The sequence below is a fragment of the Comamonas nitrativorans genome (assembly GCF_042654765.1).
Taxonomy (GTDB): domain Bacteria; phylum Pseudomonadota; class Gammaproteobacteria; order Burkholderiales; family Burkholderiaceae_C; genus Comamonas; species Comamonas nitrativorans.
Map to the genome: position 1 here is coordinate 1 of NZ_JBHSEW010000021.1, position 22,996 is coordinate 22,996.

The 22,996-nt window shown below is 65.2% G+C and carries 19 protein-coding genes and 2 pseudogenes; 8 read left to right on the plus strand and 13 right to left on the minus strand.

Annotated elements, in window-relative coordinates; translation table 11 throughout:
* Together ACFO3A_RS15270 and ACFO3A_RS15275 are read left to right on the plus strand one after the other, a co-directional pair.
* A pseudogene (locus tag ACFO3A_RS15270) lies at positions 1–126 on the plus strand (IS481 family transposase); the annotation flags it as partial.
* A 65-nt stretch (positions 127–191) separates the two neighbouring features.
* A complete protein-coding gene (locus ACFO3A_RS15275; protein ID WP_377728155.1) occupies positions 192–1,289 on the plus strand; it encodes a hypothetical protein in 1,098 nt (365 codons plus the stop codon).
* On the opposite strand, the gene ACFO3A_RS15280 is transcribed toward ACFO3A_RS15275, so the two are convergent.
* The 3 genes from ACFO3A_RS15280 to ACFO3A_RS15290 form a co-directional block, all read right to left on the minus strand.
* Complete coding sequence (locus tag ACFO3A_RS15280) at positions 1,276–5,115, minus strand: hypothetical protein (protein ID WP_377728157.1); 3,840 nt, start codon at positions 5,113–5,115, stop codon at positions 1,276–1,278. The genes ACFO3A_RS15275 and ACFO3A_RS15280 overlap by 14 nt on opposite strands.
* Positions 5,116–5,436: 321 nt before the next feature.
* Positions 5,437–6,186: a metallophosphoesterase gene (locus tag ACFO3A_RS15285; protein ID WP_377728159.1), complete on the minus strand. Its 750-nt coding sequence runs from the start codon at positions 6,184–6,186 to the stop codon at positions 5,437–5,439.
* Positions 6,187–6,203: 17 nt separating this feature from the next.
* Entirely contained in the window at positions 6,204–8,618 is a 2,415-nt protein-coding gene (locus tag ACFO3A_RS15290; RefSeq protein ID WP_377728161.1) for a UvrD-helicase domain-containing protein, read from the minus strand.
* Positions 8,619–8,874: 256 nt separating this feature from the next.
* On the opposite strand from ACFO3A_RS15290, the gene ACFO3A_RS15295 reads away from it, so the two are divergent.
* Positions 8,875–9,852, plus strand: coding sequence for a GMP reductase (locus ACFO3A_RS15295; protein ID WP_377728163.1), 978 nt, complete (start codon positions 8,875–8,877; stop codon positions 9,850–9,852).
* 85 nt (positions 9,853–9,937) lie between these two features.
* Here ACFO3A_RS15295 and ACFO3A_RS15300 read toward each other — a convergent pair whose 3' ends face one another.
* From ACFO3A_RS15300 to ACFO3A_RS15310, 3 genes and pseudogenes are all read right to left on the minus strand, one after another.
* Positions 9,938–10,474, minus strand: a complete 537-nt coding sequence (locus ACFO3A_RS15300; RefSeq protein WP_377728165.1) for a hypothetical protein — start codon at positions 10,472–10,474, stop codon at positions 9,938–9,940.
* Positions 10,475–10,601: 127 nt separating this feature from the next.
* Complete coding sequence (gene htpX / locus ACFO3A_RS15305) at positions 10,602–11,474, minus strand: protease HtpX (protein WP_377728167.1); 873 nt, start codon at positions 11,472–11,474, stop codon at positions 10,602–10,604.
* A gap of 58 nt (positions 11,475–11,532) precedes the next feature.
* Positions 11,533–11,652 (minus strand): annotated as a pseudogene (locus ACFO3A_RS15310) (DUF3025 domain-containing protein); the annotation flags it as partial.
* 154 nt (positions 11,653–11,806) lie between these two features.
* On the opposite strand from ACFO3A_RS15310, the gene acpS reads away from it, so the two are divergent.
* Genes acpS through ACFO3A_RS15325 form a run of 3 tightly spaced genes read left to right on the plus strand, consistent with a single transcriptional unit; the run spans position 11,807 to position 13,761 of the window.
* Complete coding sequence (gene acpS, locus ACFO3A_RS15315) at positions 11,807–12,205, plus strand: holo-ACP synthase (RefSeq protein ID WP_377728169.1); 399 nt, start codon at positions 11,807–11,809, stop codon at positions 12,203–12,205.
* 51 nt (positions 12,206–12,256) lie between these two features.
* A complete protein-coding gene (locus ACFO3A_RS15320; RefSeq protein ID WP_377728171.1) occupies positions 12,257–12,853 on the plus strand; it encodes a TetR/AcrR family transcriptional regulator in 597 nt (198 codons plus the stop codon).
* Complete coding sequence (locus ACFO3A_RS15325; RefSeq protein WP_377728173.1) at positions 12,850–13,761, plus strand: DMT family transporter; 912 nt, start codon at positions 12,850–12,852, stop codon at positions 13,759–13,761. Before ACFO3A_RS15320 ends, ACFO3A_RS15325 begins: the two co-directional genes overlap by 4 nt.
* A gap of 6 nt (positions 13,762–13,767) precedes the next feature.
* Here ACFO3A_RS15325 and ACFO3A_RS15330 read toward each other — a convergent pair whose 3' ends face one another.
* The 5 genes from ACFO3A_RS15330 to ACFO3A_RS15350 form a co-directional block, all read right to left on the minus strand.
* Positions 13,768–15,174, minus strand: coding sequence for a sulfite reductase subunit alpha (locus ACFO3A_RS15330; protein WP_377728175.1), 1,407 nt, complete (start codon positions 15,172–15,174; stop codon positions 13,768–13,770).
* 3 nt (positions 15,175–15,177) lie between these two features.
* Complete coding sequence (locus ACFO3A_RS15335; protein WP_377728177.1) at positions 15,178–16,164, minus strand: FAD:protein FMN transferase; 987 nt, start codon at positions 16,162–16,164, stop codon at positions 15,178–15,180.
* A gap of 147 nt (positions 16,165–16,311) precedes the next feature.
* Complete coding sequence (locus ACFO3A_RS15340) at positions 16,312–17,124, minus strand: DUF4198 domain-containing protein (protein WP_377728179.1); 813 nt, start codon at positions 17,122–17,124, stop codon at positions 16,312–16,314.
* A 25-nt stretch (positions 17,125–17,149) separates the two neighbouring features.
* Complete coding sequence (locus ACFO3A_RS15345; RefSeq protein WP_377728181.1) at positions 17,150–17,686, minus strand: DUF2271 domain-containing protein; 537 nt, start codon at positions 17,684–17,686, stop codon at positions 17,150–17,152.
* A gap of 23 nt (positions 17,687–17,709) precedes the next feature.
* Positions 17,710–18,321: a PepSY-associated TM helix domain-containing protein gene (locus ACFO3A_RS15350; RefSeq protein WP_377728183.1), complete on the minus strand. Its 612-nt coding sequence runs from the start codon at positions 18,319–18,321 to the stop codon at positions 17,710–17,712.
* A gap of 184 nt (positions 18,322–18,505) precedes the next feature.
* On the opposite strand from ACFO3A_RS15350, the gene nagZ reads away from it, so the two are divergent.
* Positions 18,506–19,606, plus strand: a complete 1,101-nt coding sequence (gene nagZ / locus ACFO3A_RS15355; RefSeq protein ID WP_377728185.1) for a beta-N-acetylhexosaminidase — start codon at positions 18,506–18,508, stop codon at positions 19,604–19,606.
* A gap of 100 nt (positions 19,607–19,706) precedes the next feature.
* A complete protein-coding gene (locus ACFO3A_RS15360; protein WP_377728186.1) occupies positions 19,707–20,774 on the plus strand; it encodes a 6-phosphofructokinase in 1,068 nt (355 codons plus the stop codon).
* A gap of 13 nt (positions 20,775–20,787) precedes the next feature.
* Here the strand turns inward: ACFO3A_RS15360 and ACFO3A_RS15365 are convergent, their stop codons facing one another.
* Together ACFO3A_RS15365 and ACFO3A_RS15370 are read right to left on the minus strand one after the other, a co-directional pair.
* Positions 20,788–22,689 (minus strand): ATP-binding cassette domain-containing protein, encoded by a 1,902-nt coding sequence (locus ACFO3A_RS15365; protein ID WP_377728187.1) that lies wholly within the window; start codon positions 22,687–22,689, stop codon positions 20,788–20,790.
* Positions 22,680–22,996 (minus strand): hypothetical protein (locus ACFO3A_RS15370; protein WP_377728188.1); only part of this gene is annotated, 317 nt, incomplete at its 5' end. The genes ACFO3A_RS15370 and ACFO3A_RS15365, both read right to left, overlap by 10 nt.

A 22,996-nucleotide genomic window follows, 5' to 3' on the forward strand; every position in this document is an offset into this window, starting at 1 on the left:
TTCGGCCGCCGACTCAAGACGCTCAAGGGCCTGACACCTTACGAATTCATCTGCAAGCAGTGGACAGATGAGCCCGAACGCTTCACGATCAATCCTATCCATCAAATGCCGGGACTGAACATCTAAGAACATACCCCTTGTAGAGTTGTCTTTCCTACGGCCGCGATGACCGCAAAAGCAAAGCTGTAGATATGCCCAGCATCCACACCCTGAACGCCCGCGGGAACGTAATGCTCCCGGCCATGCGGGAGTACTTTTCTTGGTCGGACGCCCGTACCTTCCGGGAGATCCAGCGATTCCATCGCGATTGCCTGGACATCCTGCAAGCCAAGGGGATTTGCTACGAGGCGCTGAGATCGGCGTTGACCCCCCAGCCCGGCAAGCAGGAAGCGGCATTCATGTTCGACGAGCACCGATGCGACCCCGAGCGCATTCCCGGCGTGGATGCCGCCGACGCCTTGTTCAAGTTGGTTCCGAGCAAGACCACGCACAGCGTTCTGGGCGGCGAGCTGGTGGACAACAAGGATGAGATCGCTCGCAGGCTGCTTGGGGAGACTGCCGTGATTGCCAAAGACTTGGCCTTCAAGCACCCATGCTTTTGCTACGTCCTCTACGTAAACAACCTCTCCGAAGAGGCGCTGAACACCCTCCACACGGGCTTGCAGGCGCATCCAGGCTATCTGGGCTATGTGCCCTGCACGTATGCCAGCCTGGCCAAGACCTTCGTCACCATGCATCTGGTGAACCTGGCGATCAAGCACGCAGGCATTGTGATCCTTGGCCACGAGGACGACCGCGACAACCGCGAGAACTGCAACCTGCATATGCACGACTACACCGCACTCGGCCTGCAGATCCGCAGCCTTCAGTCGATGTATTTCAGCGCCTTCCTGTCCTACAAACCGGAACGCATGCTGTTGCAGAACTCGGACGACGACCTGGAGATCGCGCTGCGGGCGATGTCGGAAGCAGTCGCCCCGCTCAGCGAATTCACCGTGGTGATCGAAGACGACAAGTTCGACAAGTACCTGAGAACGAAGAAGCTGGGCAAGTTGCAGAACGCCGGCCTGGCGCAGCTGACCAAGGCGGAGCTGGAAGCCGCCATTGGCGCAAAAATGCGGTCGAACTATCTCTACAACATCGACTGGCGGAACGAGCCCGATTACCAGGGCAGCTTCTTCAACATCATGTTGGAATTCCCCCGCGCGGGAGGCTACCCCGAACGGATGACGGCTGCTCTGGAGTACAAGGTGGCGACGAAGGTGCTGCGCCTTGTCACGCTCGCCTAGCCTCGCGGCCGGTCACGCTGGGCTGGCCTCCAAGATCCGCCTGATCGGCATCGACGATGCCACGCGGTGCTGCGGGAGATCGCAGCCAGGCGTCCAAAGTGTCAATCTGCACAAAGCGCGTGGGTACCTCATATGGAGGAAACCGCAGCCAAAAGTGCATGTCCTTGGACACGTAGAGCTCCGTCAGCGAGAACGGTTTGTCTGCGGGCGCCGGCCAGCCGAGCAAGGTCCGCAGCGTGTCCGCGTTCTGGGTGAGGAAGTCGCGCCGCCGTTCGATCTTCCGCAGTTGGCCGAGCTCGCTGCCGCCCCCGAAAATCCGATCCCGCAGCCGGCGTGTGTCCTTCAGGCAGAACGCCGGTTGGTTGTATTTGCACTCGGCCGTCAGCCACTGGTTCTCCTCCGGCCGGTACGCTAGTACGTCGAAGTCCCCCACGTCCGGAAACTGCAGCTTCGGAAACCGATCCTTGAAGTCGATCCCCTTTATGGCGTGAGGCATGGCGCGGGCACAGACTTCGTGCGCGCGATCCTCCAAGCCATCTTCCAGTTCCTTCTTGAGTTGACCTACCGCCGACCGCACCGCCGGCCAGGGGTAGTCGGCCGGCAGATAGCCTGCCGAGATCGATCCCGTCCAGATGCGCTTCGCCCGCCCCACCGCCGCCGCCCCCCACAGCACGCGGCCATCCGGCAGCGTGATCAGTGGTCGGATGGTGTGGCGGCTGCCGCGCTTGGAATGCTCCCAGACCGGGACATCGTCTTCCACGACATCCTTGCCGATCAGGCGCCAGGCTTGGTCAGGAGCGAGCAGGAGGAACTCGATCACCGCCAATGCGGAGTCCAACGGCAAGTCGGGGTGGGCAGCCACTGCCCGCTCCGCCATGGTTTGCCGGTCGCTGACGTAGCCGCAAGCCAGCGCCTGAGCGCCGCCGGCCGACACCCACAGGGTGAGAGTGGAGAGTACTTGCAGCATGTGCGAGTAGGTGAATCGAAGGTCTTTCGCGAAGGCCGCGTCCAGCACCGCTATGTATTCCTGCATCGACAGCGCCGTGGTGATCTTGTCTTCCTCCGCAACGTTGACACCCAGCCGCAGGGCCGCCATCTCCCGCCCAAACATCTCTTCCTGCGCATCACGCACCTCTGAGTAGAAGACTTCCGGGACGTACTGATCATCCACCCGCAGGCCGCCCACGTCGATGCCGTTGTGCAGCACATCACTGGCGCCGTACAGAACGAACAGCCAGTCAACCATGGCCTGGATGGAAAGAACCGTCTCGGCACGCGCCGGCGAAGCCTGTGGCGAGGTCAGAACCAGCGCGCTTTCCAACAGGTACCGGTAGTTCCTGCTCTCGCGGACAAACTTCTCGTGGGCTTCGGCCAGGGATTGCTCCCGGTCGTAGTCCACCTCGTGGCGAAGGCTCTGCTTGATCCGCAACTCATCACGATCATAGGAAGCGATCAACGCGTCGTATTGCTCAACGCAATACCGCAGCAGGCTTTCGCGGTCCAGCGCGCGAATGCGCTGGTGTACCGCGTCCCGGTAAGCCGCACGGGCCGGGTTGATCAGCGCCTTGGCAGCCGCAAGCGTGTACGTTCCCGGGGTCACTCCTTGCGCCTTCAGCAGGATGGCCAGGTCACGCCGGGCCACCTTGTAGTCCTCGGGCCTGGGCACTTGCGGCTGAGTGAAGTCCGGCACGTCCACCATGCGCTGCATGCGGCCTAGGGTGAAGCGCGGTAGGCGGCCAGCCGTGCCCGCCAGAGCTTCTCGCAACTCGGGCGGCATCGGGTCGCCCAGCGCCGCGAACAAGCGCTCTACGACCGCTACTGCACAAGCGACCTCGAAACGCGCATCTTCGGCATCCTCCAGGTCTTCTACCAGCTTCGCCAGATTGACCGTGAGCTGCGCCTGATAGCTGTGCGAGCCGCTACGCGGCCTCTCGTCCCATGCCGTGACCAGGGGCATGACCACCGCCTGCTGAGTCTGTTCGTCCGCGGCGGATGCCAACAGGTGGGGCGCACTGAAGCAATGCAGATTGACCCGCCGAAAGGGAAGCTGCAGGAACGGCGAGATGATCGACGCCCGCTCGGCGATGCTGTCGGCGGCGCAATGCACGAAGAGTTCAAGCAGCGAACCATCCCGCGGATCCAAACCGACCGCGTCGACATCGAGGATGAAATGCAGGGTGCATGTCCCGATCACTGACGACCATGCCAGTTTGGGAGCATTCTTAGCGGTGACCCGAGTCAGCGAACTCACACCTTCGCGCTCATGTGTCTCCCAAGCACTGGCTTCGTCCGGGAAGACGAGCGGTGCTCGCTGCCAGAACGCCTTGAGCTGTCCATAGCGCCAAGACGCCCCCCAATGGGGATCCAAGCCCAGAAAGTTCGGGGTCACAGCGCCTTCAACAATCTGGGCATGGACATCACGGAACGACCCGAACAGATCACCCAGATCGCTGAACGGACTGCCGCCGAATTCGCGCAGACCGTCCACGTAGTTCCAAAACCGCGCCAGTTCATTCACCGATTCGATCGAATCAAAAATCGTGCACGCATCCACCAGGCTTATCAGGCGCGCGTGGGTACTTGGCACCTTGATTGCCGAAAGTCCGGTGGAAACCGGCGTGTTCACCAGAATGATCTTCACGGCCGTAGGCCCAGGCACCGTGCCTCGCGCATCGCGAAGCTGGAAGCCGTCGGAGGTCCCGATGACCTGTAAGCCCCAGTCCGCGTCCCGCATGACACGGCGCATCGCCGTCACGGCCTTGCCGGCCTGGGCCAGTTGGCCTGGCGGCACCGGCACAACCAGGAAGTAGTGCGGATCGTGGACGAGGACGGCTGCGATGGCCAGCGGCACGCGCTCGCCGCGCGACCGCAGTTGCAGCGGTCCGGTCAGACATGAGCGGGCCTCGATCCGCTTCGCCAAGTAGGTCCCCAATCGCGCGGCGACCCGGACCGGTGCATCCAGCGCAGCTTTGGCCCAGGCGTCAATCACGACGGATGTCGCGTTGCGCAGGGACATCGCACGCAGCGCCCCGTCGATTCGGACTGCCAGCCAAGGCAGCGCCGCGCCAGTCATCACCGCGTCGCCGAAGCCGCTCGCATCCTTCCAAGACGCAGGTTGTCCCAACTCCGCGACGTACTCAGCCCGAAGCTGCTCGACCGCCGACAGTTGCGTCAATGCAGGCATGACAACTTCCCAAAAAGATGAGGGCGGCACCTCGATGTTTCCGGGACTCGATTCGTCCACTCGATCGTCGCCATTCCGTGGCACCTGCCGCAGGAGCTCGCCCTGCAACCGGATCGAGCGCTCTAGATCGACTACGGCCTGGGTGCCATTCCCATGGCAGATGCGGAATGCTTCTATGTAGTCGACGATGCGTTGCACGGGACCACCGTACAGGATGGCAACCGACTCCTGCCCGAGGAGGACCTTCACCTCGCCCCAATCTGCCTCCGGCACGTAGTCCTCCAACGTGGGAAAGTCCGGCAAGGCCTCGATCAGTGCGCTGCAGAACCCTGCGAAGTCTTCGTAGGTGGCCATGCGGTCGGCTGTGAAGCTATCGGCCGGCGTGGACACCAGCAGGCTGAAGGCCAGCTGGTGCTTGACCTGGCTCGCGCGATTCGGCTGCCAGAGGTCCGAGATGTTGACCGCCGCGAGCGCATCACCAGGATGGAACCGCGTGAGGACCGCGTGCACGCGGCCGCAGGATGTCTGGAAGGCCTGCTCAAACATCTTCCGCCGTTCGTCCATAGCCCGCTGAATTTCAACCGGCAGTTGCGGCTTCATCGCCGGCGCTCGAAATGGCTTGTTGCGCTTCTTCTTACCCATTCGCCTTCTCCCTATGTCCCGGTCCGGCCAGACGAGATCGCCGTACAGACCGTGGTCTTAGGAGATCGTCGACTACCTGAACTAATCAACCCGGTACTCCAGCGGTACAGAGCTTAGTTTTTCCCACCTTCGTCAAGCTGCGCTAAACTACTGTCGCAGTTTACTTTTTTGTTCTGTAGCTTACGCTCTCCTATGCTTGGTTTTCCTAGGCATAGCACGTTGGCGACGAACTCATAATCCCTTGGTCGTCGGTTCAAGTCCGCCACGCCCTACCAACTGCATCAGAAGCCTGCTATCTCGTGGATAGCAGGCTTTTTCGTTTCAGCGGTAACGCCGCTGCACGGCATGGGCTGTCGGGCCGGGGCCGCGCAGGGCTTGCAGGGTGTGCAGATTCAAAAAGGTGAAGTGCCCCTGGCCGGTGCGCCAGCCGCCGGTGTCGATGAAGAACACGTTGCCCAGCGTCTGCATGGTGGGCACGGTCATGTGCCCGTGGACGACGGCCCGGACGTTGCGCACCGGGGCAGAGTAGCGGCGCTGGTAGCGCTGGCGCGACCACAGGCAGCAGTCCTGGTCGCTGGGCGAAAGGTCGTGCGTGCGTAGCTGCTGCCAATCGTCGCTGGGGCAGTCGGCATGAATCAAACCGACCGGGCCGTCGGGCGTGGCCACTTCCATCGCCAGGGGCAGGGCCTGCAATTGCCGGGCGATGGCGTCGAGCAGTTCCGGGGCAGTGGTGGTGAGCCAGTCGCCGCCGTGTTCCAGCACATCGACCTGCGGGCAGGGCTGGCCCAGGGCGAAGCGCCAGGCCATGAAGTCGTGGTTGCCGCTGATGGCGTGGAACCACGGTTGCGCCAGCCAGTGCAGCACCTGGGCCGATTCCGGCCCGCGATTGACCAGATCGCCCACGGCGAACAGGCGGTCTTGCGCCGGGTCGAAGCCGATGTGCGCCAGCGCCTGTTGCAGCGCGGTGAAGCAGCCGTGGATGTCGCCCACGGCAAAGTCGCGCCCGTCCGGGTTGGCGGGGATGGGGGCAAGGCGGGCGGTGGCGGGGTGGACGTGCGTGGAGGAAATCATGGTGCGGCCCTACCCCACTACTCCACCACCGTCAGCTTCGCAATGCCCAGCGCCAGCCATTTGCTGCCGTGGCGCGGGAAGTCCACCTGGGCGCGGGCGTCGTCGCCGGTGCCTTCGATGGACAGCACGCGGCCTTCGCCGAATTTGGCGTGGAACACCTTGCAGCCTTTGGCAATGCCGCTGGCATGTTGGGATTTATTGGAAACAGGAGCTGCTTCTGCTGATTTCATGCGGTTTTCAAGGTTGAAAGTATCTGAAAACCCTGTTGAATAAGCGGAAGCAGCTTCTTTTTTGGGACTGAAGCTGGCAAAACCCCGGGCGCCGAGGATTTTTACGCACGGGGCGGGCAGTTCGTCCAGGAAGCGGCTGGGCAGGTTGAAGCTGGTGCGGCCATGCAGCATGCGGCTTTGCGCGTGGCTGAGGTACAGGCGCTGGCGGGCGCGGGTGATGGCCACGTACATCAGGCGACGTTCCTCCTCCAGGCCGCCCTTGTCGCTCAGGGCGTTTTCGTGGGGGAACAGCCCTTCTTCCAGGCCGACGATGAACACGGCATCGAACTCCAGCCCTTTGCTGGCGTGGACGGTCATGAGCTGCACCGCGTCCTGCCCGGCCTGGGCCTGGTTGTCGCCCGCCTCCAGCGCGGCGTGGACGAGGAAGGCTTGCAGGGGCGAGAGGGTTTCGCCGGTTTCCGCATTCGTATCCGGCAAAAGGCGGTTGAGCAGCGGCTGGGTCAGGTCGATGCCCTGGCTGGCCGGGCTTTGCGTGAGGGCGGCGCCTGCTGCCCCCGCTGCGGTTTCATCCAGCGGCAGGGCCACGGCGTCCTTGCCGAAGCCTTCCTGCAGGACGAAGCTTTCGGCGGCGTTCATCAGTTCGTCCAGGTTTTCCAGGCGCTCCTGGCCTTCCTTGTCGGCGCGGTAGTGGTCTTGCAGGCCGCTGGCGTGCAGGACGTGGGCGATGGTGTGGCGCAGGCTCTGGCCCGCCACGGCTTCGCGCATCACGTCCAGCAGGGCGTGAAAGCTGCGCAGCTTGGCCCCGGCAGCGCCGCTGACCAGGGTGGTGGCGTCCATCAGGCTGCATCCGGCCTGCCCGGCTTCCTGCTGCAGGGTTTCCAGGCTGCGGGCACCGATGCCGCGTGTGGGGAAGTTCACCACGCGCAGAAAGCTGGTGTCGTCCTGCGGGTTTTCCAGCAGGCGCAGGTAGGCCAGGGCGTGCTTGATTTCCGCCCGCTCGAAAAAGCGCAGGCCGCCATACACGCGGTAGGGGATGCCGGCGTTGAACAAACGGCTTTCCAGCACGCGGCTTTGGGCGTTGCTGCGGTAGAGCAGGGCGATTTCCTGGCGTGCAAAGCCGTCGTTGCGGGTCAGCGCCTGGATTTCCTCGACCAGCCAGCGGGCTTCGTCCAGGTCGGTGGGCGCTTCGTGGATGCGCACCGGCTCGCCCGCGCCCTGGTCGGTGGTCAGGTTCTTGCCCAGGCGCTGGCTGTTGTGTTCGATCAGCGCGTTGGCGCAGTCCAGGATGTTGCCGTGGCTGCGGTAGTTGCGTTCCAGCTTGATCTGGTGCGGCACGGCAAATTCACGCAGAAAGTCCTGCATGTTGCCCACCCGCGCCCCGCGAAAAGCGTAGATGCTCTGGTCGTCGTCGCCCACGGCCAGCACGCTGCTGCTGCCGACGATGCGCCCGCCTTCCTGCTCGCCCGCCAGCAGTTTCAGCCACTGGTATTGCAGCTTGTTGGTGTCCTGGAACTCATCGACCAGGAGGTAGCGAAAGCGCTGCTGGTAGTGCTGGCGCAATGCGGGATGGTCGCGCAGCAGCTCGTAGGAGCGCAGCAGCAGCTCGGCAAAGTCCACCACGCCTTCGCGCTGGCACTGGTCTTCGTAGAGCTGGTACAGCTCCACTTTTTTCAGCATGTCCGGGTCGTGTGCGGGCACGTCCTTGGGGCGCAGGCCGTCCTCCTTGCAACTGGCAAAGAACCAGCCCAACTGCTTGGGCGGGTAGCGCTCGGCATCGACGTTGAAGGCCTTGCGCAGCCGCTTGATGGCCGAGAGCTGGTCCTGCGTATCCAGAATCTGGAAGGTGGCGGGCAGCCCCGCCGCCTGGTGGTGCGCTCGCAGCAGGCGATTGCACAGGCCGTGGAAGGTGCCCATCCACATGCCGCGCAGGCTGATCGGCAGGAGGGCCGACAGGCGCGTCTGCATCTCCTTGGCGGCCTTGTTGGTGAAGGTGACGGCCATGATGCCGCCGGGGCTGGCCTGGCCGGTGTGCAGCAGCCAGGCGATGCGCGTGGTCAGCACCCGCGTCTTGCCCGACCCGGCGCCCGCCAGAATCAGGGCGTGGCCTTGCGGCAGGGTGACGGCGGCAAGCTGTTCGGGATTCAGGCCATGCAGGAGGGGCAGGTCGTGGGCGGGGCGGTCGGGCAGGTTCTGGGCGGTCATGGGCGGCGATTGTAGAAAGCCGGCCCGCCGTGCCTGGCGCGGCGGGCAAAGCCCTTGGGATGCCCGGCACGAATGCCCGGGCGCAGGTCGGTATACAGGTCGGTACAATCAAGCACCGGGCCCAAGTTTCTTGCGGCGCGGTTTTTTATGCCTGCACGGTTCACGGCTGCGCAGGCATGGCCGAGCCTTCCAAGCCAAGCGCCCCAGCGCACAGGATGCCCCTGCTGCTGCCTTATTTTTGGAGCTTGGATTCCTTATGGAAATTTTTGACTACGACAACATCCTGCTGCTGCCGCGCAAGTGCCGGGTAGAGAGCCGCTCGGAGTGCGACGCCAGCGTGCAACTGGGCGCACGCCGCTTCAAGCTGCCGGTGGTGCCGGCGAACATGAAAACGGTGCTGGACGAGTCCATCTGCCGCTTTCTGGCGGCCAATGGCTATTTCTACGTCATGCACCGCTTCGACGTGGACAACGTGGCCTTCACCCGCGCCATGCAGGACGCGGGGCTGTTCGCCTCGATCTCGCTGGGGGTGAAAGCGCCGGATTACGCCACGGTCGATCGCTTCGTGGCCGAGGGGCTGTGCCCCGAATACATCACCATCGACATCGCCCACGGCCATGCCGAGAGCGTGCAGAAGATGATCGCCTACCTGAAGGCGAAAATTCCCGCCGCCTTCGTCATCGCCGGCAACGTGGGCACGCCCGAGGCGGTGATCGACCTGGAAAACTGGGGCGCGGATGCGACCAAGGTCGGCATCGGCCCCGGCAAGGTGTGCATCACCAAGCTGAAAACCGGCTTCGGCACGGGCGGCTGGCAGCTTTCGGCGCTGAAATGGTGCGCCCGCGTGGCGACCAAGCCCATCATTGCCGATGGCGGCATCCGCAGCCACGGCGACATTGCCAAGAGCATCCGTTTCGGCGCCACCATGGTGATGGTCGGCTCGCTGTTTGCGGGCCACGAGGAATCGCCCGGGCAGACCGTGGAAGTCGATGGGCAGTTGTTCAAGGAGTATTACGGCTCGGCCAGCGACTTCAACAAGGGCGAATACAAGCACGTCGAAGGCAAGCGCATTCTGGAACCCATCAAGGGCCGGCTGGCCGATACGCTGATCGAGATCGAGCAGGATTTGCAAAGCTCGGTCAGCTACGCCGGGGGCACGAAGCTGATGGACATCCGCAAGGTCAATTACGTCATCCTGGGCGGCGGCAACGCGGCGGAACATATCTTCATGTAACGCCTGGGGTTTGGCAGCAAGCCTGAACACAACGGCCTCCAGCAGCACGCTGGAGGCCGTTTTCTTTTGCCGCAGGTGCGTTGCCTTATCGGCCCCGGCGGTTGTCGGGGCTGTTGTCGCGGTGGTTGTCCCGGTCGCGTTCACGCGGCTCGGGGCGGCTGGGCCGTTCGCCCTGGCTGCGCGGCGGGGGCTTGGGCCGGGCCTGCGGCGGCTTGGGCTGCGCAACCGGGGGCCGGGTGTGGGGCGGCCTGGGGTGATGGATGGGCGGGCGTGCCGCAGGTGGCGGTGGGGGGGCAACGTGATGAACGGGCGGGCGCACGACAGGGGGGCGCACAACGGGCGGCGGCGGGGGCGGTGGTGCCATCCAGCGGCCTGATTGCCATTGGTAGCGCTGGCCGCTCCAGAGCCAACTGCCTTGCTCCCAGCGGTAATTCGGCCCTGGCGGGCGCGGGCGATGCTCCACGCGCGGTGGCGGCGGATAGCCGTAGCGGGTGTAGATCACGGTTTCGTGGCGCACGTGGCCGCTGGATTCGACGGGAGCGACCACGCATCCGGCCAGCACGGCCCCGGCCGCCAGGGCTGCGCCCAGGCGGGCGGCAAGCGAGAGGGATGAAGTGGCCATGGCAGAACTCCTTGAAAAATGGATCGGCGGCGGAGGGCGATGTGCCGTGTCCTATAACGACACAGCCCGGTCATATGCTGACCGGGCTGTGTCGATTTGCGTTCAAGCGCAGGTAAAGTTTTGCAGATCAGCCCCGCGCACGCAGGGCGGCGATGCGCTCCTCGATCGGCGGGTGGGTGGAGAACAGTTTGCCGATGCTCCCGGCAATGCCCATGGCGGCCATGTTCTTGGGCATTTCGCCGGGGTGCATCCCGCCCAGGCGGGCCAGGGCGTGCTGCATGGGCAGGCTGTTGCCCATCATGGTGGCGGCACCGGCATCGGCGCGGAATTCGCGCTGGCGCGAGAACCAGGCAACGATGATGGCCGCCACAAAGCCCAGCAGGATGTCCAGCACGATCGTCGAGACGTAGTAGCCGATGCCGGGGCCGCTGCTGCGGTCGTCGCCCTTGCGCAAGAAGCTGTCGATGGCGTAGCCGATCAGGCGCGAGAGGAATACGACGAAGGTGTTCATCACCCCCTGGATCAGCGTCATGGTGACCATGTCGCCGTTGGCAACGTGGGCCACTTCGTGGCCGATCACGGCCTCGACTTCCTCGCGCGTCATGCCTTGCAGCAGGCCGGTGGAGACGGCGACCAGGGCATTGTTCTTGAATGCGCCGGTGGCAAAGGCGTTGGGGGCACCGTCGTAAATGCCCACTTCGGGCATTCCGATACCGGCCTTCAGGGCGAAGTTGTGGACGGTTTGCACGATCCAGGCTTCGTCGGCATTGCCGGGCTGGTTGATGATGCGCACGCCCATGCTCATCTTGGCCATGGGTTTGCTCATCAGCAGCGAAATGATCGCGCCGCCAAAGCCCATGATGAAGGCAAAGCCGAGCAAGGCGCCCAGGTTCAGGCCGTTGGCCGTTAAAAAGCGGTTCACCCCCAGCAGGCTGGCGGTGATACCCAGCACCGCCACCACGGCGATGTTGGTCAATAAAAATAAGGCGATACGTTTCATAAGAGGAAAGCGGGGGAATCAATAGGCTCTAGCTTATCTAGGGGACACCTGCCGGACTTCAAGCCACCCGTGCCGGGCGAAAGACCACAGAGTCGTCATAGAAATAAAAGTTCGCATTTTCTGCGTACCAGCCGGGTATGCCCAGCACCGGCAGTGGGAAAAACGGCTTGTGGGCCAGATCACAAAACGGTATCGGAGCGTCTGGCCCGGGTGGTCGGGGACCTATTATCCAGGGCGGTTCGGAGTGCGGCGCAGTCGGTTCAGGCCATGAACAGAACCTGACGCTACCGCGCATGAGTATTGAAACAACAGCTCTTGTTTTTGAGGAATTTATGATCTACGGCATAGGCACCGACATCTGCGATGTACGTCGCATCCGCGCCAGCGTCGAGCGCCATGGCGAGCGTTTTGCCGAAAAAGTGCTGACCGAGACGGAACTGGCCATCTGGCACGCCCGCAGCCAGCGCTGGCCCGAGCGCGGCCTGCGCTATCTGGCCACGCGCTTTTCCGCCAAGGAAGCCTTCAGCAAGGCCGTGGGCCTGGGCATGGTCATGCCCATGACGTGGCGCAACTGCGAAATCACCAATCTACCCAGCGGCCAGCCCACCATCGTGCTGCATGGTCCGATGCGGGAGTGGATGGAGAAACGCGGTCTGCACGCCTGGATCAGTGTGACCGACGAGACGGACTACGCCGCCAGCTTCTGCGTGGTGGAGCGGCGGGAGGTGTGATGGATAAAGTAGGTATACTAGTCTACCTACTTTGTAACAAAAACTTACCCCATGGTTTCTGCCAGCACCCAGGAATACACCAGCGGCAGCGCCCGCGACCGGCTGCTCGATGCCGCCGCCAAGCTGTTCTACAACGACGGCATCGCCGCCACCGGCATCGACGCCATCGTCAAAAAAGCCGGGGTGGCGAAAAAAAGCCTTTACAACAATTTCGACTCTAAAGCCGATCTGGTCGCTGCCTATCTGCAAGTGCGCCATGCCGAATGGCTGGGGCTGTACGCGCAGCGGCTGGCGCAGGCCGCTACCCCTGTGGAACGGGTGCTAGCGGTGTTCGATGCCTACACCGACCATGCCGAACATGCCTATGAGCGCGGCTTTCGCGGCTGCGGTCTGCTGAATGCGGCGGCGGAATTGCAGGTGGGCGACGCGGGCCGCGCCGCCGTGCGCCAGCACAAGGAAGAAGTCGAAGCCCTGCTGCTGGCGCAGGTGACGGCGCTGCTGCCCGAACAGCCCGCGCAGGCGACGCAAGCGGCGCGGCACCTGGCCTTCTTGCTGGAAGGCGCGATGGCCCGCGCCGGGCTGGAAGGGCGCAGCGACTGCATGCGCCAGGCGCGGCCCATCGCCGCCGCCTTGCTGGAGGCGTTGTGAGCGCCGCAGCCGGGCAGCAGAGCCTGCTGGGCGTGGCGGCTATCGTGGCCGCCTCCGTGCTGTGGGGCACCACGGGGGTTTCCGCCACTTTTGCGCCGGAAGTCGGGGCCATGGCCATCGGTGCGGCGGCGATGGGCGTGGGCGGGCTGCTGCAAGCGGGCATGGCGGTGCGGCCCATCGTCCGCAGCCTGGCCGCGCTGCGCCGCCAGTGGCTGTGGCTGCTGCTGGGGGCGCTGGCGGTGGCGGTGTATCCGCTGGCGTTTTATGGCTCCATGCGGCTGGCGGGGGTGACGGTGGGCACGGTGGTGTCCATCGGCTCGGCCCCGCTGCTGTCGGCGCTGATCGAAATGTTGCTGGACGGCCTGCGCGTCAGCCTGCGCTGGGCCGTGGGCGCGGCCCTGGGCCTGCTGGGCATGGCCGTGCTGACGCTGGCCGAAGGCGGCAGCCACGGCAGCGCCGCGCCGCCGCCGGACGTATTCACTGGCGTGTTGCTGGGGCTGCTGGCGGGGCTGACCTATGCCTTCTACTCCTGGGCGGCGCGGCGGCTGATGCAGCGGCAGGTGCCCGCGCGGGCGGCGATGGGGGCCATGTTCGGCCTGGGCGGGCTGCTGCTGATGCCGGTGCTGTTCGTCACTGGCGCACCGTTCCTGGCCTCGTGGAACAACGCCGCCGTGGGCATTTACATGGCGCTGGTGCCGATGTTTCTGGGCTATATCTGCTTTGGTTACGGGCTGGCCCGCGTGCAGGCCAGCATGGCGACCACGATCACGCTGCTGGAGCCGGTGGTGGCTGCCGTCCTGGCCGGACTGATCGTGGGCGAACGTCTGCCCGCCTGGGGCTGGGTGGGCGTGGGGCTGATTTTTGCCTGCCTGGTGAGCATCACGCTGCCGACGCGGCGGGGCGACTAATACACGCTAATACACATCGCGCCGGTAGCGGCCCTGCTGTACCAGAGCGTCCACGGCGGCGCTGCCCAGAATCTCGCGCAGGGCGGCGTCCACGCCCTCGGCCATGCCGTGCAGGCTGCCGCAGACGTACAGGGCTGCGCCGCCGGTTTCGACCCACTGGCGCAGCAGGGCGGCGTGTTCGCGCAGCCTGTCCTGCACATAGGTTTTGGGCTCGCCGTCGCGCGAGAAAGCCCAGTCCAGGCGCTGCAAATGGCCGCTGGCCTGCCACGCTTGCAGTTCTGCACCGTAGAGCTGGTCGTAGGCGGACTGGCGCTCTCCGGCAATCAGCCAGTTGGCGTGCTGGCCCAGCGCAGCGCGGCTGCGCAGGTGGGCACGCAGCCCGGCCAGCCCGGTGCCGTTGCCGATGAGGATGAGGGGGCGCTGGGCGTTGTCCTCCAGCCGAAAGCCGGGGTGGGCCCGCAGTTGCAGGGTGAGCGTGGATCCCACGTCCAGATCGGCGGTCAGCCAGTGCGAGGCCCGCCCCGGCGTGCCGTCGTCGCGCCATGTTTGGCGCACCAGCAGGTGCAGGCCGCCATCGGCAGGGATGGAGGCGATGGAGTAGCTGCGCGGCGCGGGTGGCTTCTGCGCGTCCTCTGCCGCTGGCGGAGGCACCAGATCGACCAGATCGCCGGATTCCCAGGCGGCGGCAGCGTCGGTGGCCTGCAATTCCAGGTGGTAGACCGCACCGCCCTGGCTGCCGGGGTTCAGGTGCTGGCGCTGTACCAGCGTCCAGGTGGTGGGGGCGGGGGCGCCGGGGGCGTTGGCAAGGGTGCTGGCATCCAGGTTCAGCGCAGCGGCCAGTGTGCCTTGCCATTGGGCCAGGGTGGCTGCGGCGTTGCCGGACTGGTCGGCCTCCAGGCGCTCGTGCAGCGGCTGGGCCTGCCGGGCTTGCAGCCAGGCGTCCAGCGCCCGGCCAAAGCCGCAGAACTGGCCGTAGTGGCTGTCGCCCAGGGCCAGCAGGCTATAGCGCAGTGCGGATAAATCCAAAGTCTGGGTCATGCACTGGCGCTGGAACAGGGCGGCGTTGTCCGGCGCATCGCCCTCGCCATAGGTGCTGGCGATGAAGATGGCGTGCGTGGCCGCCTGCAGTTGTGCGGACGTGGTCTGGTTCAGCGCCTGCACCGTCACGGCCCAGCCGACGGCGTGCAGTGGTTCGGCGCAGTGCCGGGCCAGCGTCTGGGCCTGACCGGTCTGGCTGGCGTAGGCGATGAGGATGGGACGGTCGCCGCTGGCCAGCGCGGCGGCCTGCTCCCGGGCTTGCCGGCGGGCGCGGCGCTGCTGGCGGTACAGGCCCAGGCACAGCAGGGCGTAGGCCAGCAGCAGGGCCAGCGCCCAGGCCCAGCGGGTGGGGTCGGTGGTGAGAAGGTCGGCCATGAATCAATGCGGGGTGGAAAGATGCGCCTTCCAGGCGCTGGTGCAGCGGTTGGCGGCGGGGCTGGTCAGCAGGGCGGCGATGCCGTGTTCCTCGGCAAAGGCCCAGCCCGCCTCGGGGCCGAGGACGGTGAGCAGCGTGGCCAGCGCATCGGCGTGCAGGCATTCGGCGTGCAGCACGGTGACGCTGGACAGGTCGTTGTCGATCGGCGTGCCGGTGCGCGGGTCGAGGGTGTGCGAATAGCTGCGCCCCTGCCACTGGTGGCGGTGGTACAGGTCGCCGGACGTGGCAATGGCGCAGTCGCGCAGGGCGATGGTACTGGGGGGGGCATCGGGCATCTGGCCCGTGGTCGGAGTGGTGGCGGCGATGGGCGCGATGGCGACGCGCCAGGGCTGGCCGTCCGGGCGCTGGCCGCTGCCGCGCAGTTCGCCGCCGATTTCCACCAGGGCGTTGGACAGGCCCAGGGCGTGCAGGCGCAGCAGCACGGCATCGACGGCATGGCCCTTGGCGATGCCGCTCAAATCCAGGTGCAGGCCGCCGGGCTGGCGCCAGCCGCGCTGCGGGTGGTGTTGCAGGCGCTGCCAGCCGCTGCATACCTGCGCCTGGGCGATGGCGGCAGCGCTGGCGGGCCGCCAGTCGGCAGGGTGTTGTGGGGCGTGCGGGCCAAAACCCCAGGCGGCGACCAGGGCGCCCAGGGTGGGGTCGAAGGCGCCGCCGCTTTGCCCGGCCCAGTGCAGGCCGGCGTGCAGGACCGCATCCAGCGCGGCGGGCAGCGGGTGCCAGGTGTCGGCGGCGGCGCGGTTGAAGCGGGTGAGGGTGGAGTCTGCCGCCCAGTGGCTCATGTGATGCACGACATCGTCGAGTGCCTCTTCGATGGCGCTGCGGATGGCTTCCAGCGGCAGGTACTGCGGGTTGTCCACGCGCACGCGCCAGTGCGTGCCCATGCTGGTGCCGGCCAGCGTGTGCAGGCTGGCCGGGTCGGCAGCACGCACGCGCTGGCCGGCGAAGGAGGGCGTAGCGTGCGCAAAGCTGATGTTTTTCTTTAAAACAGGAGCTTGTCCCGCTGATTGGTCGGTGTTTTCAAGCTTGAAAGTATTTAAAGAATAATGAATGCGCACGCCAGCAGCTCACTTTTTTGATTAGGGCAGCACTTCCAGCGTACCGGCGTAGGTCAGGCGGCGTTCCTTGGCCTGGGGCAGGCTGGTTTTGCCGTCCTTGTGTTCGGCTTCCAGCCAGTAGGCGCCAGCGGCGGGCCAGGTGACGCTGAAGACGCCCTGGGCATCGGTGGTCACTTCGATCTCGTTGACGCTGTCGCGGTAGCGCGAGCCGCCCGGGGTGATGGTGACGGTGACGTTGGCGGCAGGTTGGCCATCGGCGGTCAGGCGCAGGCGGGTGGTTTCACCGGCGACCAGATCGTTGGGGTGCTGGCCTTCGGTGGGCAGCAGCTCCAGCCCCTGGCCGGTGGCGGCAATCGCGCTGGGCTTGCCCAGGGTGACGAAGGTTTCGATGCGGCCTGCGGACTGGGTGACTTTCAGCTCCTGGGCATCGGCGGGCACTTCAGTGGCGAATTTCTCCGCAGTGCCGCGCCAGCGCTTGGGCTGGCCCTTGGCGTCCTTGTAGCTGGCGAACAGGCCGCTGCTCACCGTGGCGATGCGGTAGGTGCCGGGCTGCTCCAGGTGCAGGTCGAACACGTTGCGCAGCTTGCCCTGGTGCGGGTTCTGCGGCTGCACGGCGCTGCCGTCGGGGGCGGTGATCTGCAGGCCTTGCACGTTCAGCGGCACGTGGTTGAAGAAGAACAGGTCGTTGGAGACGGCGGCATCGACCGTGATCCAGTCGGCCTTGGACAGCACCGTGGTCGAGGGCAGCATCCAGGCGTTGTGCGCCTGGGCAGGCAGGGTGGCGGCGCAAGCCAGGGCCAGGGCGGCAGTCAGGCGGGTGAGGTTTTTGTGCATCGTGAACTCCAGAAAAAAAGGGGGGTTATGGTTTGACTTGCAGGGTGATGGCACCCAGCTCGGCCTTGCCCTGGGCTTGCAGGCTGGCAGCTTGGGCAGCAGGCCAGGTGAAGGGGATGCTCACCAGCTCGCGCCCGCCGACTTCGCGGGCCGCTTCCACCACCAGCTTGTATTCGCCCGCAGGCAGGGCGGACAGGGGCGCCTTGCCTTCGGTGAACTCCAGCGTGTGCTTGCCGGCCGGGCGGGTGGGGCTGGTCACGCCGTCGATGGGCACGTCCAGCTCGCGGCCGGTGCGCCGCCACCACTGGCGCATGTCCTTGAGCCATTTGGTGCCTTCGGCGTTCTTCATCTTCACGTCGTACCACACGGCCAGGGTGCTGGCCACGCTGTTGTCGGCACGTTCGATCCACACGGCCACGTAGGGGCGGTGGTATTCGGCCACTTGCAGGCGGGGGATTTCCACGCCCACCGTCAAGCTGGCCGCCAGGGCCGGGGTGCCCAGGGCGGTAAAACCGGCGGCGGCGAGGGCCGCCGTGCCAAAGCGCAGGTGCAGGGGTTTCATCGAATCGCTTTCCTTCTTCTCAATCAATGGACAAACAACAGGGCCAGCAGCGCCGGCAGCAGCAGCCCCAGGCCCAGGACGGGCCAGGCCATGGGGCGATTTTTGGCGTGCAGGTACAGGATGCCCACGCCGGTGGCGCAGAACAGGACGCAGGCGGCGGCAAAGATGTCGATGAACCAGCGCCAGGCCGCGCCGGTGTTGCGGCCCTTGTGCAGGTCGTTCAGGTACGAAATCCAGCCCCGGTCGGTGCGTTCGTACTCGGCCGCGCCATCGGGCAGGCTGATGCGCAGCCAGGCATCGCCGCCCGGGCGGGGCAGGGAGAGGTAGACCTCGTCCTCGGAAAACTCGGCTTCGCGCCCGCCCGTGGAGATGTGCCAGGCCGTGTCCAGCCAGTCACGCAGGGCCGGTGGCAGGGGGGCGTTGTCGGCCGGCAGGTCGGCCAGCAGTGCAGCGGGTACCTGGGCCTGCAACTGGGTGACCTGGGGCGTGCCTTCGATGTCGGCGGCGTGGTTCAGCGTAAAACCGGTGATGGCAAACAGCAGCATGGCCACCAGACTGACGGCGGCGCTGACCCAATGCCATTGGTGCAAAGTCGTAAGCCAACGGGCGCGGGCAGGAGAGGCAGGGGAAGTCATGCAGGCGAAAGAAAAAGGAAGAAGACGGCCCCGACAGGGCAGCCCGACAACAGAACCGCGTAGTCTATCCAATCTAAATGAAAATGAATCTTATCTTCTGTAATTTGCCTAGTCTTTACAACGGCGGCACGAAGGGATGGCTGACGTACCATTGCGGACTTTGTCTTTGACGGATGCTTTTCACATGCCCATCCTTGTTCCCGCCGTCCACGCCCCTTTGGTGATCGATATTGCTGGCACCCAGCTTGCGGACATCGACCGCCAGCGCCTGTCGCACCCCCTGGTCGGCGGCATGATTCTGTTTGGCCGCAACTGGCAGAACCGTGCCCAGCTCACCGCCCTGTGCGCCGAGATCAAGGCGCTGCGCCCCGACCTGCTCATCTGCGTCGATCACGAAGGCGGGCGCGTGCAGCGCTTTCGCACCGACGGCTTCACCCACCTGCCCGCCATGGGCGTACTCGGCCAATTGTGGGCGCAGGCCAGCCCGGAACGCGCCCAGCAGGCGGCGCTGGCCTGCGGCTACGTGCTGGCCGCCGAACTGCGGGCCTGCGGCGTGGACCTGAGTTTCACCCCGGTACTCGACCTGGATTGGGGCGAGAGCTGCATCATCGGCGACCGCAGCTTTGGCCGCGATCCCCGAACCGTCACCCGCCTGGCGCAAAGCCTGATGCACGGCCTGCTGCAAGCGGGCATGGCCAACTGCGGCAAGCACTTTCCGGGCCACGGCTACGCCCAGGCCGATTCGCATGTCGCCATGCCGGTGGATGAGCGCAGCCTGCCAGCCATCCTGGCCGACGACGCCGCTCCCTACCCCTGGCTGGCGCAGGTGCTGACCAGCGTCATGCCCGCGCACATCGTCTACCCCCAGGTGGACAGCCGCCCCGCCGGCTTCAGCGCCCGCTGGCTGCAAGACATCCTGCGCGGCCAGCTCGGCTTTGAAGGCGTGATCTTCAGCGACGACCTGAGCATGGAAGGCGCCCGCGTGATCGACGGCGAACCCGTCAGCTACACCGCCGCCGCCCTGGCGGCCCTGAACGCAGGCTGCGATGCGGTGTTGCTGTGCAATCAAAGCGTGGGCGACGGCCAGCCGGTGGATGCCTTGCTGGCAGGCCTGGCGGCAGCGCAAGGCGCAGGGCGCTGGCAGCCTGACGCCCGCAGCGCCCGGCGCATGGCCCGCCTGCTGCCGTCTGCCCCGGCGCCGGACTGGGCCGCCTTGCAGCAGGACGAGCGCTACCGGCAGGCGCTGCGCCTGCTGCCGGTGCCCGTGGATGCAAGCTATCAATAAAGATGCTGCTTCCGCTGGTATTTAAATGATTTCAGATATAAATAATTCTGAAATCTTTGTATATCAAGCGGAAAATGCTATTAAATTCAAAGGAGATACCATGAAAGTCGGCATTCTCACGGGCGGCGGCGACTGCCCCGGCCTGAACGCAGTCATCCGCGCCGTGACCAAATCGCTGATCCACCATGGCCAGTGCGAGGTGCTGGGCATTGCCGACGGCTTCGAAGGGCTGATGGCCGCGCAGCCGCAGGTGCGGCCCCTGGGCTGGCGCGACGTCTCGGGCATCCTGCACCGGGGCGGCACCATTCTGGGCACCAGCAACAGCGCCAACCCCCTGAAAGATGCGGCCACACTGGCCCGGGTGCAGGCCAACGTACAGGCGCTGGGGCTGGATGTGGTCATCGCCATCGGCGGCGACGGCACCATGAGCCTAGCGCACGGCGTGGCCCAGGCCACCGGGATGCAGTGCGTGGGCGTGCCCAAAACCATCGACAACGACATCGCCCATTGCGAGCGCAGCTTCGGCTTCGACACCGCCGTGGCCACCGCCACCGATGCCCTGCGCCGCGTCGAAAGCACCGGCAACAGCCACCACCGCGTGATGATCGTGGAAACCATGGGCCGCCACGCCGGCTGGCTGGCGCTGGAGGCCGGGCTGGCGGGCGGTGCGGACATCATCCTGCTGCCGGAAATCGACTACGACGTGCAGGCCGTGGCCGCCCTGTGCCGCCAGCGCGAGGAACGCCAGCGCTACACCATCATCTGCGTGGGCGAAGGAGCCAAGCAAAACGGCACCGGCCAGACCGTGCAGGCCCGCGTCGAGGGCAGCCCCGACCCGGTGCGCCTGGGCGGCATCGGCCACGTCTTGCGCGAACAATTGCAGCCCTACCTGAAAAGCGAAGTGCGCACCACCGTCCTGGGCCACGTCCAGCGCGGCGGCGACCCCACGCCCTACGATCGCGTGCTGGCCTCGCGCTACGGCCACAAGGCGGCGCAACTGGTGCTGGCCGGGCAGTTCGGCCAGATGGTGACGTTGCAGGGCAGCCAGATCGGCAGCGTACCCATCGCCCAGGTGGCCAACGTACAGCGCAAAGTGCCCCTGGACCACGAACTGCTGGTCATGGCCCGGGACATCGGCATCGGGCTGGGGGACAGCCTGCGGACTTGAATCCGCCGGGCTGTTATGTATTGGAGAGCAGCTCCCAGCGCTCCAATGCCGCCATCAGCGCCTCCTCGATCTCGCCATCGCGGGCGTGCAGGGCCAGCGCCCGGGCGTTGTCCTGGGCGTAAATCTGCGGGTCGGCCAATTCGGCACGCAGGCTGGCCTGCTCGGCCTCCAGCGCTTCAATATGGGCGGGCAGCTGCTCCAGCTCGCGCTGCTCCTTGTAGCTGAGTTTGCGTTTCGTGGGATTTGCGGCGGCAGGCGGGGGGACTGCCTTTTCTTCCTTCAATGCAGGGGCCGTGGCGGTGCTGGCGGTTTTACCGGCCTGCTCCGCCAGCGCCTGGCTGCGCTGCGATTGCGTGAGCCAGTCCTGCACGCTGCCTTCGTACTCGCGCCACAGGCCATCGCCTTCGGCAGCGATGATGCTGGTGACCACGTTGTCCAGAAACGTCCGGTCGTGGCTGACCAGGAACACCGTGCCGTCGTACTGCTGGAGCAGGTCTTCCAGCAGCTCCAGCGTGTCGATGTCCAGATCGTTGGTTGGCTCGTCCAGCACCAGCACATTCGCCGGGCGGGCAAACAGCCGCGCCAGCAGCAAACGGTTGCGCTCGCCCCCGGACAGGGAACGCACCGGCGACAGCGCCCGCGCCGGGGAGAACAAAAAATCCTGCAAATAACTTTTCACATGCTTTTTGTTCTTGCCGATCTCGATCCACTCGCTGCCGGGGCTGATGAAATCCTCCAGCGTCGCATCCAGATCGATCTGCGCCCGCATCTGGTCGAAATAGGCCACTTGCAGGTTGTTGCCCAGGCGCACCTGTCCGCTGTCGGGTGCCAGATCGCCCAGAATCATTTTCAGCAGCGTGGTTTTGCCCGCGCCATTCGGCCCCAGCAGCCCCACCTTGTCGCCGCGCAAAATCGTGCCGCTGAAGTTATGCACGATGCGCCGCTGGCCAAACTGCTTGGAGACGCCCGTCAGCTCGGCCACGATCTTGCCCTGGTAGCTGCCCTCCTTGCCGGAGGCAATGTCCATCTGCACGTTGCCCAGGGCCGTCCGCCGAGCCTCCCGGCTCGCCCGCAACTCCTTCAGGCGCTCCACCCGGCTGACGCTGCGCGTGCGCCGTGCCTCCACGCCCTTGCGGATCCACACTTCTTCCTGCGCCAGCAGCTTGTCGGCCTTGGCGTTGATGATGGCCTCCTGCTGGAGCTGCTCGGCCTTCAATAATTGATACTGCGAGAAATTGCCGGGGTAGGAACGCAACTGCCCCCGGTCCAGCTCCACGATGCGCGTGGCAATGCGGTCGAGAAACGCCCGGTCGTGCGTAATCGTCACCACGCTGCCCCGGAAGTCCAGCAGCAAATCCTCCAGCCAGGCAATCGAATCCAGGTCCAGGTGGTTGGTCGGCTCGTCCAGCAGCAGCACCTCCGGCTTGGCCACCAGTGCCTGGGCCAACGCTACGCGCTTCTTCGTCCCGCCGGACAGGCTGCCCACCTGCGCAGTGGCATCCAGATGCAGGCGTTGCAGGGTTTCTTCTACGCGCTGTTCCCAGTTCCAGGCATCCAGGGCTTCAATCCGCGACTGCAAGGCATCCAGATCGACCCCCGGCGCGTGCGCCAGATACTGCTCGCGCAAAGCCGTCGCCTCCGCCAGGCCCAGGGCCGTGGCCTCGAATACCGTCTGGTCAGGGTCAAGACCGGGTTCCTGGGCCACGTAGGCAATGCGGATGCCGCTTTGCAGCTGCAGCAGCCCATCGTCGGGCTGCGTCAGACCGCCCAGAATCTTTAACAGGGACGACTTGCCCGCCCCGTTGCGCCCGATCAGGCCGATGCGCTCGGCCCCTTCCAGGGAAAAATCGGTGTGGTCCAGCAAGGCAACATGGCCAAAGGCCAGTTGCGCATTCAATAGTGTGATCAGTGCCATAGGGCGCAAATTATCCAGGGGAAGGGTGCGCAGGGCAGGATGTTGGCTGCTGCCGAAGAATTTTGGGGGAAACCCGTAAAAACGATGCTATAGTCCGCTCCCTCGCAACGGCGGTGGCCGGCAGATCGGATCGAAAGCTTCGGTAGCCGGGAAGAAAAAAATTCTTCACCACTTGCCAACTGCTCAAAATTCTGTGTAGAATGCGAGGCTTCGCTAAACGAACCGGCCGATGTGTTGGAGAAGTTTGCGAAGGGTCTGAAAAAAATCTTTTTGAATTTTTTCAGACAAACAGCAAAATGCTGTGCTA

Bases quoted from the DNA above. Each gene is read 5' to 3' on its own strand.
- ACFO3A_RS15275 (WP_377728155.1), top strand. From the start codon at position 192: ATGCCCAGCATCCACACCCTGAACGCCCGCGGGAACGTAATGCTCCCG.
- ACFO3A_RS15280 (WP_377728157.1), bottom strand. From the start codon at position 5,115: ATGGGTAAGAAGAAGCGCAACAAGCCATTTCGAGCGCCGGCGATGAAG.
- ACFO3A_RS15285 (WP_377728159.1), bottom strand. From the start codon at position 6,186: ATGATTTCCTCCACGCACGTCCACCCCGCCACCGCCCGCCTTGCCCCC.
- ACFO3A_RS15290 (WP_377728161.1), bottom strand. From the start codon at position 8,618: ATGACCGCCCAGAACCTGCCCGACCGCCCCGCCCACGACCTGCCCCTC.
- ACFO3A_RS15295 (WP_377728163.1), top strand. From the start codon at position 8,875: ATGGAAATTTTTGACTACGACAACATCCTGCTGCTGCCGCGCAAGTGC.
- ACFO3A_RS15300 (WP_377728165.1), bottom strand. From the start codon at position 10,474: ATGGCCACTTCATCCCTCTCGCTTGCCGCCCGCCTGGGCGCAGCCCTG.
- htpX (WP_377728167.1), bottom strand. From the start codon at position 11,474: ATGAAACGTATCGCCTTATTTTTATTGACCAACATCGCCGTGGTGGCG.
- acpS (WP_377728169.1), top strand. From the start codon at position 11,807: ATGATCTACGGCATAGGCACCGACATCTGCGATGTACGTCGCATCCGC.
- ACFO3A_RS15320 (WP_377728171.1), top strand. From the start codon at position 12,257: ATGGTTTCTGCCAGCACCCAGGAATACACCAGCGGCAGCGCCCGCGAC.
- ACFO3A_RS15330 (WP_377728175.1), bottom strand. From the start codon at position 15,174: ATGGCCGACCTTCTCACCACCGACCCCACCCGCTGGGCCTGGGCGCTG.
- ACFO3A_RS15340 (WP_377728179.1), bottom strand. From the start codon at position 17,124: ATGCACAAAAACCTCACCCGCCTGACTGCCGCCCTGGCCCTGGCTTGC.
- ACFO3A_RS15345 (WP_377728181.1), bottom strand. From the start codon at position 17,686: ATGAAACCCCTGCACCTGCGCTTTGGCACGGCGGCCCTCGCCGCCGCC.
- ACFO3A_RS15350 (WP_377728183.1), bottom strand. From the start codon at position 18,321: ATGACTTCCCCTGCCTCTCCTGCCCGCGCCCGTTGGCTTACGACTTTG.
- nagZ (WP_377728185.1), top strand. From the start codon at position 18,506: ATGCCCATCCTTGTTCCCGCCGTCCACGCCCCTTTGGTGATCGATATT.
- ACFO3A_RS15360 (WP_377728186.1), top strand. From the start codon at position 19,707: ATGAAAGTCGGCATTCTCACGGGCGGCGGCGACTGCCCCGGCCTGAAC.
- ACFO3A_RS15365 (WP_377728187.1), bottom strand. From the start codon at position 22,689: ATGGCACTGATCACACTATTGAATGCGCAACTGGCCTTTGGCCATGTT.